The organism is Hymenobacter rubripertinctus, from assembly GCF_003583925.1.
GTDB lineage: Bacteria > Bacteroidota > Bacteroidia > Cytophagales > Hymenobacteraceae > Hymenobacter > Hymenobacter rubripertinctus.
Genome location: NZ_QYCN01000002.1, coordinates 157,463 through 170,877, shown reverse-complemented (window position 1 = coordinate 170,877; position 13,415 = coordinate 157,463). Strand labels below are relative to the sequence as shown.

Annotated in this window: 10 protein-coding genes, 1 tRNA gene and 1 pseudogene; 9 read left to right on the top strand and 3 right to left on the bottom strand. The window is 60.6% G+C overall.

What is annotated here, in order from left to right; genetic code table 11:
• The first annotated feature begins 44 nt into the window (after positions 1–44).
• From D0T11_RS01905 to rplT, 8 genes and pseudogenes are all read left to right on the top strand, one after another.
• Positions 45–1,955 (top strand): DNA topoisomerase IV subunit B, encoded by a 1,911-nt coding sequence (locus tag D0T11_RS01905; RefSeq protein WP_119654086.1) that lies wholly within the window; start codon positions 45–47, stop codon positions 1,953–1,955.
• A 95-nt stretch (positions 1,956–2,050) separates the two neighbouring features.
• Entirely contained in the window at positions 2,051–4,987 is a 2,937-nt protein-coding gene (locus D0T11_RS01900) for a DNA gyrase/topoisomerase IV subunit A (protein WP_119654085.1), read from the top strand.
• 195 nt (positions 4,988–5,182) lie between these two features.
• Entirely contained in the window at positions 5,183–6,085 is a 903-nt protein-coding gene (locus tag D0T11_RS01895; RefSeq protein WP_147374479.1) for a tetratricopeptide repeat protein, read from the top strand.
• A gap of 54 nt (positions 6,086–6,139) precedes the next feature.
• The gene (locus D0T11_RS01890; RefSeq protein ID WP_119654083.1) at positions 6,140–7,261 is read left to right on the top strand and encodes a tetratricopeptide repeat protein; all 1,122 of its coding nucleotides are present in this window, start codon (positions 6,140–6,142) and stop codon (positions 7,259–7,261) included.
• Positions 7,262–7,441: 180 nt separating this feature from the next.
• Positions 7,442–9,391, top strand: a complete 1,950-nt coding sequence (gene thrS, locus D0T11_RS01885; protein WP_119654082.1) for a threonine--tRNA ligase — start codon at positions 7,442–7,444, stop codon at positions 9,389–9,391.
• A gap of 261 nt (positions 9,392–9,652) precedes the next feature.
• Positions 9,653–10,210: pseudogene (gene infC / locus D0T11_RS01880) on the top strand (translation initiation factor IF-3); the annotation flags it as partial.
• 255 nt (positions 10,211–10,465) lie between these two features.
• Complete coding sequence (gene rpmI / locus D0T11_RS01875; protein WP_088464482.1) at positions 10,466–10,660, top strand: 50S ribosomal protein L35; 195 nt, start codon at positions 10,466–10,468, stop codon at positions 10,658–10,660.
• A gap of 159 nt (positions 10,661–10,819) precedes the next feature.
• Complete coding sequence (gene rplT, locus D0T11_RS01870; RefSeq protein WP_119654080.1) at positions 10,820–11,164, top strand: 50S ribosomal protein L20; 345 nt, start codon at positions 10,820–10,822, stop codon at positions 11,162–11,164.
• A gap of 162 nt (positions 11,165–11,326) precedes the next feature.
• On the opposite strand, the gene D0T11_RS01865 is transcribed toward rplT, so the two are convergent.
• From D0T11_RS01865 to D0T11_RS01855, 3 genes are all read right to left on the bottom strand, one after another.
• Positions 11,327–11,761, bottom strand: a complete 435-nt coding sequence (locus D0T11_RS01865; RefSeq protein ID WP_119654079.1) for a hypothetical protein — start codon at positions 11,759–11,761, stop codon at positions 11,327–11,329.
• A 183-nt stretch (positions 11,762–11,944) separates the two neighbouring features.
• Complete coding sequence (locus tag D0T11_RS01860) at positions 11,945–12,310, bottom strand: hypothetical protein (RefSeq protein ID WP_119654078.1); 366 nt, start codon at positions 12,308–12,310, stop codon at positions 11,945–11,947.
• 382 nt (positions 12,311–12,692) lie between these two features.
• Positions 12,693–12,766 (bottom strand) — tRNA-Met (locus tag D0T11_RS01855).
• 138 nt (positions 12,767–12,904) lie between these two features.
• On the opposite strand from D0T11_RS01855, the gene D0T11_RS01850 reads away from it, so the two are divergent.
• The gene (locus D0T11_RS01850; protein WP_119654077.1) at positions 12,905–13,318 is read left to right on the top strand and encodes an START-like domain-containing protein; all 414 of its coding nucleotides are present in this window, start codon (positions 12,905–12,907) and stop codon (positions 13,316–13,318) included.
• The last annotated feature ends 97 nt before the right edge of the window (positions 13,319–13,415 follow it).

Here is a 13,415-nt window from a genome sequence, read left to right as displayed (position 1 = left end):
TTTCTGCGTTATTTTACCGTTCCTTTTGAACTCCGACTTCTCTGATGGCTGAAGAACAGATATCCGTTGCCACCCACGGCTACACCGAAGACAGTATTCGTTCCCTGGACTGGCGCGAGCACATCCGGCTGCGGCCCGGCATGTACATCGGCAAGCTCGGCGACGGCTCGGCCTACGACGACGGTATTTACGTGCTGGTGAAGGAAGTCATCGACAACTCCATCGATGAGCACGTGATGGGCCACGGCCGCACCATCGAAATCAAGATTTCCGATCAGCGGGTGCAGGTGCGCGACTACGGCCGCGGCATTCCGCTGGGCAAGGTGGTGGACGTAGTGAGCAAGATAAATACGGGCGGCAAGTACGACAGCAAAGTCTTTCAGAAGTCTGTGGGCTTAAACGGGGTGGGCACCAAAGCGGTTAACGCGCTCAGCAATTACTTTCTGGTCCAGAGCGTGCGCGACGGCCTGATGAAGGCCGCCGAGTTCTCGCAGGGCATGCTCACCACCGACCCCAAGCCGGTGAAAACCAGCCAGCGCAACGGCACGCTGATGACGTTTCAACCCGACGATTCGATTTTTAAAAACTACCGCTTTATCCCGGAGTTCCTCGAAAACCAGATCTGGAACTACGTCTACCTCAATGCCGGCCTCACCATCAACTTCAACGGCCAGAAGTACTACTCCGAAAATGGCCTGCTCGACCTGCTGGCCCGCAAAGCCGACCCCGCCAGTCTGCGCTACCCCACCATTCACCTCAAAGGCGAGGACATGGAGCTGGCCCTCACCCACGGCAACGACTACGGCGAGGAGTACTACTCGTTCGTGAACGGGCAGTACACCACCCAGGGCGGCACCCACCTGGCCGCCTTCCGCGAGGCCATCGTCAAAACGGTTCGTGAGTTCTATAAGAAGGATTACGACGCCTCCGATGTGCGGGCCTCGGTGATTGCCGCCATTTCGGTGCGCGTGCAGGAGCCGGTATTCGAGTCGCAGACCAAAACCAAGCTGGGCTCCCTCAACATGGGTCCCGACGGCCCCACGGTGCGCGCCTTTATCGTGGACTTCATCAAGGAGCACCTCGACAACTTTCTGCACAAGAACCCCGCCACCGCCGAGGCCCTGCGCAAGCGCATCGAGCAGAGCGAGCGGGAGCGCAAGGACATGGCCGGGGTGAAGAAGCTGGCCAACCAGCGGGCCAAGAAAGCCAACCTGCACAACCGCAAGCTCCGCGACTGCCGCTTCCACTTCGGAGAGGGCAAGCAGGAGGCCGAGGCCCAGACGACGCTCTTCATCACGGAGGGCGACTCGGCCTCGGGCTCCATCACCAAGAGCCGCAACGTGGAAACGGAGGCCGTGTTCAGTTTGCGCGGCAAGCCGCTGAACTGCTTCGGGCTGAAGAAGAAAATCGTGTATGAGAACGAGGAACTCAACCTGCTCCAGCACGCGCTCAACATCGAGGAAGGCATCGAGAACCTGCGCTACAACCGCGTGGTAATTGCCACCGACGCCGACGTGGACGGCATGCACATCCGGCTGCTGCTGCTCACGTTTTTCCTCCAGTTCTTCCCCGACCTGGTGCGCAACGGCCACGTCTACATCCTGGAAACGCCCCTGTTTCGGGTGCGCAATAAGAAAACGACCATCTACTGCTACAACGAAGGCGAGAAGCAGGTGGCCATGCGCCAGCTCGGCCGCAACCCCGAAGTCACCCGCTTCAAGGGCCTGGGCGAAATCAGCCCCGACGAGTTCGGTAAGTTCATCGGGGAGAACATCAAGCTGGAGCCCGTGATTTTGCAGGCCGAGCGCTCGGTGCAACAGATTCTGACCTACTACATGGGCAAAAATACGCCCGCCCGCCAGGAATTCATCATCGACAACCTGCGCCTGGAAAAAGACCTCGTGATTTCCGACGTGCTGCCCCTGGCCGAAGTGCCGGAGGAGGATCTGGCGTAGGTGCCGACAAAGGGTAAAAGTCCTCCGGTGCAGGCAAGTAGTGCGCCGAAGAGTGGTACAAGAACAAATAAGCGTGGCCCGGAGCCACATCCCGTATGTCCGAAGAACTGAATCCCCAAGATCCGCACAACACGCCTGACCACGCTGACGACACCTACGCCGCCGGCGAGTCGGTAGACCTGAGCGGGGCCGGCTCGCCCGCCGAAAGCCCGGCCGTTGACGAAATCCTCTCCGAATCCGGGGCCGATGTGGAGGCTATTACCGAGCCCGAGCCCATCACGGAGCCTGCCGAGGAGGAGGAGCCCAAATTCGCGCCCGGCGAAACGATTCACGACGTGGCCACGGTGCGGGGCATGTACCAGAACTGGTTTCTCGACTACGCTTCCTACGTGATTCTGGAGCGGGCCGTGCCCGCCATCGAGGACGGCCTCAAGCCCGTGCAGCGCCGCATTATGCACGCCATGAAGGAAATGGACGACGGCCGCTTCAACAAAGTAGCCAACGTCATCGGGCAGACCATGCAGTACCACCCCCACGGCGACGCCAGCATCGGCGACGCCATGGTGAACCTGGGCCAGAAGGACCTGCTGATTGAAACCCAGGGCAACTGGGGCGACATCCGGACCGGCGACGGGGCGGCCGCACCCCGCTACATTGAGGCCCGCCTGAGCAAGTTCGCCCTCGACGTGGTGTTCAACCCCGACATTACGGAGTGGCAGATGAGCTACGACGGCCGCAAGCGCGAGCCCACCACGCTGCCCGTGAAGTTCCCGCTGCTGCTGGCCCAGGGCGTGGAGGGCATTGCCGTGGGCCTGAGCACCAAGATTATGCCCCACAACTTCCGTGAGTTGTGCCAGGCCAGCATCGCCGTGCTCCGGGGCAAGGAGTTTCAGCTCTTCCCCGACTTCTCGACCGGCGGCCTGGCCGACGTGAGCAACTACCAAAACGGGCAGCGGGGCGGCAAAATCCGGCTGCGGGCCACCATCGAGAAGGTTGATAAGACCATGCTCGTGATTCGCGACATTCCGTACGGCACTACTACCACGGCGCTCATGGAAAGCATCGTGAAGGCCTCGGAAGCCAACAAAATCAAGATCCGCAAGGTGGTCGATAACACGGCTGCCGTGGTGGAGGTGCAGGTGCACCTGCCCACCGGCGTGAGCCCCGACCTCACGATGGACGCGCTCTACGCCTTCACCGACTGCGAAATCAGCATTTCGCCCAACACCTGCGTTATCATTGAGGACAAGCCACGCTTCGTGGCCGTGGAGGACATGCTGCGCCTGAGCACCCAGAAAACGGTGCGGCTGCTGGAGCGGGAGCTGGAAATCAGGCAGCAGGAGCTGGGCGAAAAGTGGCACTCGGCTTCGCTGGAGAAGATTTTCATTGAAAACCGCATCTACCGCAAAATTGAGGACTGCGAAACCTGGGAGGATATCCTGCTCACCATGGAGGCCGGCCTGAAAAAATTCACGCGGGTGGCGGGGGAGAAGCCGCAGAAGGCCAACGACGCGCGCATTGTGCTGGCCCGCGCCATTGCCGAGGACGACCTCACGCGCCTGACCGAAATCCGCATCAAGCGCATCAGCAAGTTCGATGGCTTCAAGGCCGATGAGCTGATTGCCCGCCTCGAAGCCGAGCTGGCCGAAGTGGCCGACCACCTGGCCAACCTCACCCGCTATGCTATTGCTTACTTCGAGGGCCTGCTGAAAAAGTACGGCCCGGGCCGGGAGCGGCGCACCCAGTTGCGCACCTTCGCCGTGGTAACGGCCCAGAAAGTGGCCGTGGCCAACCAGAAGCTCTACGTGAACTACGCCGACGGTTTCGTGGGATACGGCCTCAAAAAGGACGAAAAAGCGGTGGCCGTAACCGACTGCTCCGACCTGGATGACATCATCGCCATCCGCCGCGACGGCACGTTCGTGGTCACGCGCATTGCCGAGAAAACTTTCGTCGGCAAAGACATTCTGCACGCCGGGGTCTATAACAAGAACGACGACCGGCTGGTGTACAACATGATTTACCAGGATGGTGCCTCGGGCATCAGCTTCGCCAAGCGCTTCCTGGTCACGAGCATCACCCGCGACAAGGTGTACGACCTGACCAAGGGCACCAAAGGCACCAAAACGCTCTACCTGACGGCCAACCCCAACTCGGAATCGGAGCTGGTGGCCATTCAGCTGGCCGACAAGGCGGTGGCCCGGGTCAAGCAGTTCGACTTTGACTTCGCCGAGCTGGCCATTAAGGGCAAGGGCTCGATGGGCAACATCGTGACCAAGCAGCCCATCAAGAAAGTCACCCAGAAATCGTTGGGCGACTCCACCCTGGGCGGGCGCGAAATGTTCTTCGACAGCGTGGTGGGCCGCCTCAACGCCGACGGCCACGGCCGCTACCTGGGTACCTTCGATACCGACGATACCGTGCTGGCCGTGTACAAGGACGGCAGCTACGAGCTGACCGCCCCCGATCCGGCCATCGACTTCGTGGTGCCTAATCTGCTGGTGCTGCGCAAATCCGACCCCCAGACGGTGCTGAGCGCGCTCTATCTGGAAGGCGAGTCGAAGACCCACTACGTGAAGCGGTTCCGGATCGAAACCAGCACCGTAGCCAAGCGGTTCGCCTTTCTACCCGAAACCAAGGGTACCAAACTGCTGCTGGCCACGGCCCACCCCGAGCCGGAAGTGGAGGTGAAGATGCAGCGCGACAAAAAGGCCGACAAGGAGACTGAGAAAATCCTGCTCCACGAATTTATCGACGTGAAGGGCTGGAAGGCGCTGGGCAACAAGCTCAGCTACTACAAACTCCACTCCGCAGCCCTGCTCACCGACGAAGGCCCTGAGCCCGAGCGCAAACTGGCCAGAAAGAAAGTCGGCCCCGCCACCATTCCGCGCCCGGCCGCCGCCGCCAGCGCCCCGGCCGCGCCCCACGAGCCGCTGCCCGACCGCACCGACGAGTTCGCCATTTCCGCTGCCGAGGTGGCCCAGGCCCAGGCCGTGCTCAAAACGCCCAAGTCGCAGCTCAAGTTGTTTTAGCAGCGACAGGCTCGGGGTGAACTGAGGTGGTAAGCTAGGGAGTTGTGGTTCGGTAGACCTTATTTTGCGCAAGCGGCGCGGTTAGGACTGCTGAACCGCAACTCCCTGGTTCACCACCTCCCCGGTTTACCGCCTTTTTGAACAACTTTGCGCCCCCCGGGGTGTCATTAACTGACTTTTTGCTGCCTGTTGTTCGTGTTTCCGTTGCTCCGTCTGCGCCCTTTGTTCCGCTCCCTGGCCTGTCTGGTGCTGCTGGTGCTGTGGGGGCTGACCGTAGGAGAGACGCCGGCGCAGACGACTACACCTCCCCGTCCGGCGGCCAGGTCCGCTAGAGCCGCCCCCGTGCCCGCGCCCGATCCGGCCATTACCAAGCTGCTCACCGAGGCCCTGGCGCTCCAGGCCGACTACCACGAGTCGCAGGCGCTGAGCAGGTACGAGCAGGTGCTGGCCAAAGCCCCGGCAACCTACGAGGCGTTGTGGCGGGCCGCCGTGCTCAGCGTGCGTATCGGCAACCGCTACACCGATGAAACCCGCAAAGCGGCGTATTTCAGCGCGGCCCGGCTGTATGCCAACCGGGCCCTGGTAGTGAACCCCGACGGGGCCGAGGGCCACTACGCCGCCGGCCTGACCCTGGCAACCCAGGCCCCGCTGCTGCCGTTGCGGGGCCGCCTGCTGGCCTACCGCGAAATGCGCACCCACGTGTACCAGGCCACCGAGCTGCGCCCCGACTGGGCCGAGGCCTGGCAGCTACTCGGCCGCTGGCACTACCGCGTCGACCACTACAGCCTGTTGGAACGGCTGTACAGCCGCCTGTTTCTGGGGGGCGTACCGGTGGGCGGGAGCACGTTGCTGGCCCTGGAAGCCCTGCGCACGGCCCACGCGCTGGACTCCACCCGCATCGAGTACGCCTATGATCTGGCCCGGGTCCACCTCAATCGCAGCCAGCAGACCCGCGCCACGGCCGTGTTGCAGGCCGCCGTGGAGCTAACGCCTGTTACGGCCGATGAGCTGGTGGTCAGCCGGCAGTGCCGGTTGCTGCTCGAACAACTCAACCGCCGCCAGCGCCGCCAGGTGCAGCGCTACCTCAAAAAGCTCTAGGGAGCCGCCGCAGTAACCGGCCGGGCGTATCTTTGTCGAAATTTCCGTTGATCGATGGTGTCCGTTTTCCGCTTTTCCCGGTCTGGTGTGCTGCTGCTGGCCGTGCTGGCCTCCGCCTGCGCTGAAGCCCCGCAGGAGCGCCCCGATACCCTGATCGACCTGAAAACCGTAGCCAGCGGCCCCCGCATTCAGGCCGAGGAACTGGAGGGGGCCATCCGGCGGCAGCCACGCAATGCCTCCCTCTACGCCCGTCGGGCGGCTTTCCGGCTCGACGCGGGCCAGGTAGAAGCGGGCCTGCGCGACATCAACCAGGCCCTGGAGCTGGACGACGCGCCGGGCGAGTTCTACTTTACTAAAGCGCGGGCCCTGCGCGCCCAGGGAAACCTTAAATCGGCCCTGGCCGCGACCGACGAGGCCGCCCGCCGGGGCTTTGCCTCCCCCACGCTCAACCTGATGGTGGGGGAACTCCACCTGGCTGCCCGCCGCTATCAGGACGCCCTCGACCAGCTTGACCGCGCCCTGCAACAGGAGCCCGACCTGGCGGCCGCCCTTTTCTACAAGGGCGTGGCCTTCATCGGCCTCCAGGACACCGTGCAGGCCCTTGATTACCTGCGCGCCAGTCTGGCCCGCGACCCGCGCCAGCCGGAAATTCTGCACCAGCTGGCCTTCCTCTCCAACGCCTACGGGCAACCAGACAAGGCGGCGGGCTACGCGGCCCGGGGCCTGAAGCTCGACCCCACCTACGGCCCGCTCTGGTACGATTACGGCCGCCAGTTCGAGCTCCAGAACCAGCCCGACAGCGCCGCCCGCGTGTACGCCCGCACCGTGCAGCTGGACACCACCTTTTACCGCGCCGATTACCGCCTGGGCCTGGCCGCGTTCAAAAACCGCCGCTACGCCGCCGTGGTGCCCCACCTCCAGCGGGCGCTGCGCCGCTCCCCGCGCCTGCTCAACGGCCGCTCCATGCTGGCCGAGAGCCTCGAAAGCCTGGGGCGCTGGGACGAAGCCACCGACCAGTATCGCCTGCTGGCCCAGGAAAATCCCGGCAACCGTCACTGGAGCTATAAAGTCTGGAAAGTGAGCAACCGCGCCCGCGGCATCATCGTGAATGAAACCCCACGCCCGGCCCCCGTGGAAGCCATCGAACCCCTGATCCTGCACCGCCCGGGGCTTTAGCGTGAGGGGGTGAATGCGTGAGTTGTCATTCCGACGCAGGAGGAATCTGATGCAAATCACTGCGCAGTTCCGGTTAACGACTTGCATCAGATTCCTCCTGCGTCGGAATGACAACTCACGCATTCACCTTAACTTGCGGCTTCACGGCTGTTTGTATAGCCATTAGCCCCTCTTTTTAGTATGCTCAACATCACCCTCCCCGACGGTTCGGTGCGCCAGTTTGTAGATGGCGCCACGGGCTACGATGTCGCCGCCGCCATCAGCGAAGGCCTGGCCCGCAATGCCGTGGGCGTCCGCGTGAATGGCGAAGTGCGCGATCTGCACCGCCCCATTGAGCAGGATGCCCACGTGGCCATTCTGACCTGGAACGACGACGACGGCAAAATGGCCTACTGGCACTCCTCGGCCCACGTGCTGGCCGAAGCCCTCGAAGCCCTGTACCCCGGCGTGAAGCTGGGCATCGGGCCGGCCATCGAAAACGGCTTCTACTACGACATCGACCTGGGCGAAGGCCGCACCATTTCCAGCGAAGACTTCCCGGAAATCGAGAAGAAGATGCTGGAGCTGGCCCGCCAGAAAAACAAGTTCGAGCGCCGCGCCGTGTCCAAGGCCGAAGCCGTGGCCTACTTCACCGAGAAGGCCGACCCCTACAAGCTGGATTTGCTGGAGCGCCTCGAAGATGGCTCCATCACGTTCTACCAGCAGGGCAACTTCGTCGACCTGTGCCGCGGACCCCACCTGCCCGATACGTCCACCATCAAGGCCGTGAAGCTGCTCAACGTGGCCGGCGCCTATTGGCGCGGCGACGAGAAGAACAAGCAGCTCACCCGCATCTACGGCATCACCTTCCCCAAAGCCAAGGAGCTCACCGAGTACCTCGAGCGCCTGGAGGAAGCCAAGCGCCGCGACCACCGCAAGCTGGGCAAGGAGCTGGAGCTGTTTGCCTTTTCCGACAAAGTAGGAGCGGGGCTGCCCTTGTGGCTGCCCAAAGGCACCATGCTGCGCGAGAAGCTGGAGCAGTTCCTGCGCCGCGCCCAGATGAAGGCCGGCTACCAGCCCGTCGTGACGCCCCACATCGGCTCGAAGGAGCTGTACGTAACCAGCGGCCACTACGAGAAGTACGGGGCCGATTCGTTCCAGCCCATCAAGACGCCGAACCCGGGCGAGGAGTTCTTCCTCAAGCCCATGAACTGCCCCCACCACTGCGAAATCTACAAGACCAAGCCCCGCAGCTACCGCGACCTGCCGGTGCGCCTGGCCGAGTTCGGTACCGTGTACCGCTACGAGCAGAGTGGCGAGCTGCATGGCCTGACGCGGGTGCGCGGCTTCACCCAGGACGACGCTCACATCTTCTGCCGCCCCGATCAAGTAAAGGAAGAGTTTACCAAGGTTATTGATCTGGTACTCTACGTATTCCGGGCGCTGGGTTTCGAAGATTTTACGGCCCAGATTTCCCTGCGCGACCCCGAGAACAAGGCGAAGTACATCGGTTCCGACGAGAACTGGGACAAGGCCGAGCAGGCCATCATCGAGTCGGCCGCCGAGAAGGGGCTGAGCACGGTAACGGAGCTGGGCGAGGCCGCCTTCTACGGCCCCAAACTCGACTTCATGGTGCGCGATGCGCTGGGCCGCAAGTGGCAGCTGGGCACAGTGCAGGTCGACTACAACCTGCCCGAGCGCTTCGACCTGGAATACGTAGCCCCCGACAACTCCCGCCAGCGCCCCGTCATGATTCATCGCGCCCCGTTTGGCTCGTTGGAGCGGTTCGTGGCCGTGCTCATTGAGCACTGCGGCGGCAACTTCCCGCTCTGGCTCTCGCCCGAGCAGTTTGCCGTGCTGCCCATTTCGGAGAAGTACCACGACTACGCCCAACAGGTGTACGACCAGCTGGTTGGGGCTGAACTACGCGGCACCGTGGACCACCGGGACGAGAAAATCGGCCGCAAAATCCGCGACGCGGAGGTTTCCAAAGTGCCGTACATGCTCATCGTGGGCGAGAAGGAGCAGGCCGAAGGCATCGTATCGGTGCGCCGGCACGGAGAGGGCGACGTGGGAGCCATGCCCATCAGCGCGTTCATTCAGGACTTCCAGGCCAAGGTAGCGGCCCTGATGGACGGTAAGACCGAGTAGCCCAGCTTCCGCTGACTCATCCTGCCAACAGGGCCTTTGCCCGTTCAGCTACCCGCATTTGGGGTGGCCTGCAACGGACAAAGGCCCTGTTTTAGTGGGTTGATATTGGTTTTTATGGGTGCCGGGGCGGTTTTTTATATAGTATTTGTTGAGGGTTTGGAAAAAATGGCGGATATTTGCCCGCTGAGTGAACCCATCCGGACCTGTTCGTGTGGTAGTAGCCCTAGTCAAAATCGACTTTCACCTTAAGGAGAAACCGCCATAGCTACCCCCAACCGCCGCTATATCCCTCGCGCCCAGGTCGAGGAGCCGTTCAAAATCAACCACAAGATTACGGCCCGTGAAGTCCGTCTCGTTGGCGACAACGTTGAGCAGGGCATTTACCCCACCGATCAGGCCCGGCGCATGGCGCAGGACCAGAACCTGGATTTGGTGGAAATTTCCCCCACCGCCTCCCCGCCCGTGTGCCGGGTCATCGACTACTCGAAATTTAAGTACGAGCAGAAGAAGAAGACCCGCGAGCTGAAGGCCAAGCAAACCAAAGTCGTCATCAAGGAAATCCGTTTTGGACCCAACACCGACGACCACGACTTTGCCTTCAAACTCAAGCATGCCCAGGAATTCCTGAAGGAAGGAGCCAAAATCAAGGCCTACGTGCATTTCGTGGGCCGGAGCATTGTCTTCAAAGAGCGGGGTGAAATCCTGTTGCTCAAGTTTGCCCAGGCCCTCGAAGACCTCGGCAAAGTAGAGCAGCTGCCCAAGCTGGAAGGCAAGCGCATGTTCCTGTACCTGGCGCCCAAAGTAATTGCTCCGCCCAAAAAGGTGGCTCCCAAAGAGGCTGATAAGGCCAAGCCCGCCGACAAAGCCAAAGCCGCTGATAAAGCAGCTTCGGCTGATAAGGCGGCGCCAGCTGACCAAGCGGCTCCGAAGGAGAAAGAGGTGATGGAAGCCAAACCGGCCGACAACGCCGCTGAGTAACGCACTGTCCGGGGTTTCGGCCCCGACTTTTTTGAGCTGGCGCACCGGCCCTAGGCAGCCGACCGCCGCATTTTTCACCCTTTCATTATCCCCACAATGCCGAAAATGAAGACCAAGTCCGGTGCCAAAAAGCGTTTTACGCTGACCGGCACGGGCAAAATCAAGCGTAAGCACGCCTACAAGAGCCACATCTTGACCAAGAAAACCACCAAGCAGAAGCGTAACCTTACGCACGTGACGCTGGTTAGCTCGGCCGACATGAACCGCGTGAAGGACATGCTGAATCTTTAATTAAAAGTTAAAAGTTGAAAACGCAGAATGGCTCTTTACAGAGTCAGGCTCCAGTTTTTAACTCTCGATTTTTAATTTTTAATTTCCCAACACCAGGCGTCCGGTAGGAACCCAAGCTGCGGCAGTAAGTCCGCCGCCGGCCGCCAAAAAAAACAGGTTATGCCAAGAAGTGTCAACCACGCGGCCTCGCGCCACCGTCGGAAAAAGATTATGCGTTTGGCGAAGGGCTACTATGGCCGTCGCAAAAACGTTTGGACCGTTGCTAAAAACGCTGTTGAAAAAGGTTTGCTTTACGCTTACCGGGACCGCAAAGTAAAGAAGCGCGAGTTCCGCGCCCTCTGGATTCAGCGGATCAACGCTGGTGCCCGGGAGCATGGCTTGTCCTACTCGCAGTTCATGGGTGGCCTGAAGAAGGCTGGTATCGAGCTCAACCGCAAGGTGCTGGCCGACCTCGCCCTGAACCACCCCGAGGCGTTCAAAGGCATCGTGGAGAAAATCAAGTAGTCGGCCGCCTACGCCAACTACCCAGTATGCAACCGCGCCTGATCCGATTCGGATCAGGCGCGGTTTTGCGTTGCAGCCCGCCGGCCGCAGCCGGGACGATTACGCAGACGAAGGCCCGCTTCTCAGGAAAGAAAAGCGGGCCTTCGTTGGAGCAGCAACGGCCTAGCCGGGATCCGGCGCGTCGATGAGTTGCTGTATTTCCTGTAACCAGGCAGTTGCCTCTTCTAGGTTCTCGAAGAGCCGCATCTGGAAGTGAGCATCCACGCGCAGGTGGAAATCCTCGGCCGAAGCCTGGCCGAATACGCCCGGCGCCACGATGTGCGCGTTGTAGCGCAAACCAGCCTCCAGTGCCTGTGGAACCCAGGTATGCTCCAGCCAGTCGTTGGCCTGCTTCCAGGAGCCGAGTAGGGTGCGGTTATCGTTGAGTACGTAGGGGCAGCGGGTGTGCCGCAAAAGAGTGAGGATACCCAGAGAGCCCTGCATCACGTTTTCGGTCGTCAACTGACCTTGCCAGTCGTTATAAATCCAATTATTCTGACTGTCGAATTCGGTGGTGAGGAAGGTCTCGCCGAATGAGTTAGTGAATTCCTGACGCATGGTAGCCAAGAAGCCAAACTCCCGACCAACGCACAAGTAATTTAGACTAACGAACGATAGTCGACGGTTAGCAGGAGCTACCACAAAGCGAAACCGTTGGCGCAATAGCAGCGGAGCAATACCTGGCAACCATTAAAAAAGAGGCATCAGCTAGGGCAAAATGCTATTTCCTGAAGAGGCTGCCTATCCTTGTTGGGGGGAAAGCCACCTGGCAGTGTCTGGCACGAAGGCTGATGGTAGGTCGGTAGGGCCGGTTACGGGAGCGGCTGCCTGAGACAATTCTTTGAGCAGGCGCAACACCTGCCGGGCCAGAGTCTGTCGCCGAGGCAGGTTCAGCGTGCCGGGCAGGTCATGGGAGCAGGCTTCCAGCAGCCGGAAGTACTCCTGCACTTGCGCGGGCGAGGCCGCCGCCAGCCGGTAGCTGTGCAGCTGATATAAGGCGGCCTTCACGATCTGTTCAAGGTCGGTCAGGGCCTGTTCATCAGGGTGGAGCGTACGCGTAGCATCCAGCAGGGTGCCGAATTGCTCGCTGATAGTAGAGAGCTGCATAAGGTGTGTGGTAATAGAATCAGAGCAGTTGAATATAGCATAATGTTGTAGTATTAGCAAACGGCTGTTCCGGCCGGCGGGAGTAGGGTGGGGGGCTTTTGCATAAGTCCGATGAACCTGGCTGGCCAGCCTTAAAGCGGTTCACGCAGTTCGTTATCCGGACACTCCAAGCCGCTTCCCGTAGTGTGGTCCGGGTGCAGCCTACTCCGGGTAAGGGCCGGCTGGATCAGCTGAAAAGCAAAAGAAACCGCTGCCTGGCCAGCAGCCGTGCTGGTTAAAATCAACGAAAAAAACCGGCCGTAAGTACCGGCCTTGACGGATGCCGACAGCGTGAGGGAATAAAAAAACGACCTTTCCGCAGTGGAAAGGCCGTTTTTGCAAGTAGCGGGAACGAGAGTTGAACTCGTGACCTCAGGGTTATGAATCCTGTGCTCTAACCAACTGAGCTATCCCGCCCTGTTTTTGGTGGTGCAAAGGTAGGGACAAGAATTAACCTGATGCAAGTGTTGTGCAAAAAAAAACCCGCGTATATTGGCTGTCGGAGGGGTTTATGGAATCGTAAGCCTCCGCTAAAATCTTTACTCTGTACTGCTTATGCCCCTTTCTGCTACTCGCCTCAAACATCGTTTTTTGGTCGAATACCCCATCAATGCTTCTCCTAAAATTCTGTATCCCTACCTGGCCACGGCTTCGGGCCTGGAACAGTGGTTTTGCCAGAGCGTAAAAGTGGAAGGTTCCCACCTGTTCAATTTCGTTTGGGATAACCAGCCGCACTACGCCGAAATGGCCTCTCATCGTACCAACCGGTCCGTGCGCTTTGTCTTTCTCGATGATGACCGCCGCCCCCTGGCCGATGCCAACTACCTGGACTTCCTCATTGAAGAGTCGCAGCTGACCCAGGAGGTATACCTGCGCGTACTCGACTACTCGGAGGAAACGGATACGGTGGAATTGCGGGAAATGTGGGACAGCCTGATGCAGAAACTGCGGGAACAGGTGGGGGGCTAGAATTTTTTGGCCCTTGCTGGCAGGGAGCAGACACGAAACGAGCCGTACCTTCGTTTCGCGTTTGCTCCCTGTTTTGTTTTGGGCCGCCCGCGGCCCG

What these genes read in the sequence shown, in the direction of transcription:
- D0T11_RS01900 (WP_119654085.1), top strand. Translation starts at nt 2,051, where the DNA reads ATGTCCGAAGAACTGAATCCCCAAGATCCGCACAACACGCCTGACCAC.
- rpmI (WP_088464482.1), top strand. Translation starts at nt 10,466, where the DNA reads ATGCCGAAAATGAAGACCAAGTCCGGTGCCAAAAAGCGTTTTACGCTG.
- D0T11_RS01905 (WP_119654086.1), top strand. Translation starts at nt 45, where the DNA reads ATGGCTGAAGAACAGATATCCGTTGCCACCCACGGCTACACCGAAGAC.
- D0T11_RS01850 (WP_119654077.1), top strand. Translation starts at nt 12,905, where the DNA reads ATGCCCCTTTCTGCTACTCGCCTCAAACATCGTTTTTTGGTCGAATAC.
- D0T11_RS01890 (WP_119654083.1), top strand. Translation starts at nt 6,140, where the DNA reads ATGGTGTCCGTTTTCCGCTTTTCCCGGTCTGGTGTGCTGCTGCTGGCC.
- D0T11_RS01860 (WP_119654078.1), bottom strand. Translation starts at nt 12,310, where the DNA reads ATGCAGCTCTCTACTATCAGCGAGCAATTCGGCACCCTGCTGGATGCT.
- D0T11_RS01865 (WP_119654079.1), bottom strand. Translation starts at nt 11,761, where the DNA reads ATGCGTCAGGAATTCACTAACTCATTCGGCGAGACCTTCCTCACCACC.
- thrS (WP_119654082.1), top strand. Translation starts at nt 7,442, where the DNA reads ATGCTCAACATCACCCTCCCCGACGGTTCGGTGCGCCAGTTTGTAGAT.
- rplT (WP_119654080.1), top strand. Translation starts at nt 10,820, where the DNA reads ATGCCAAGAAGTGTCAACCACGCGGCCTCGCGCCACCGTCGGAAAAAG.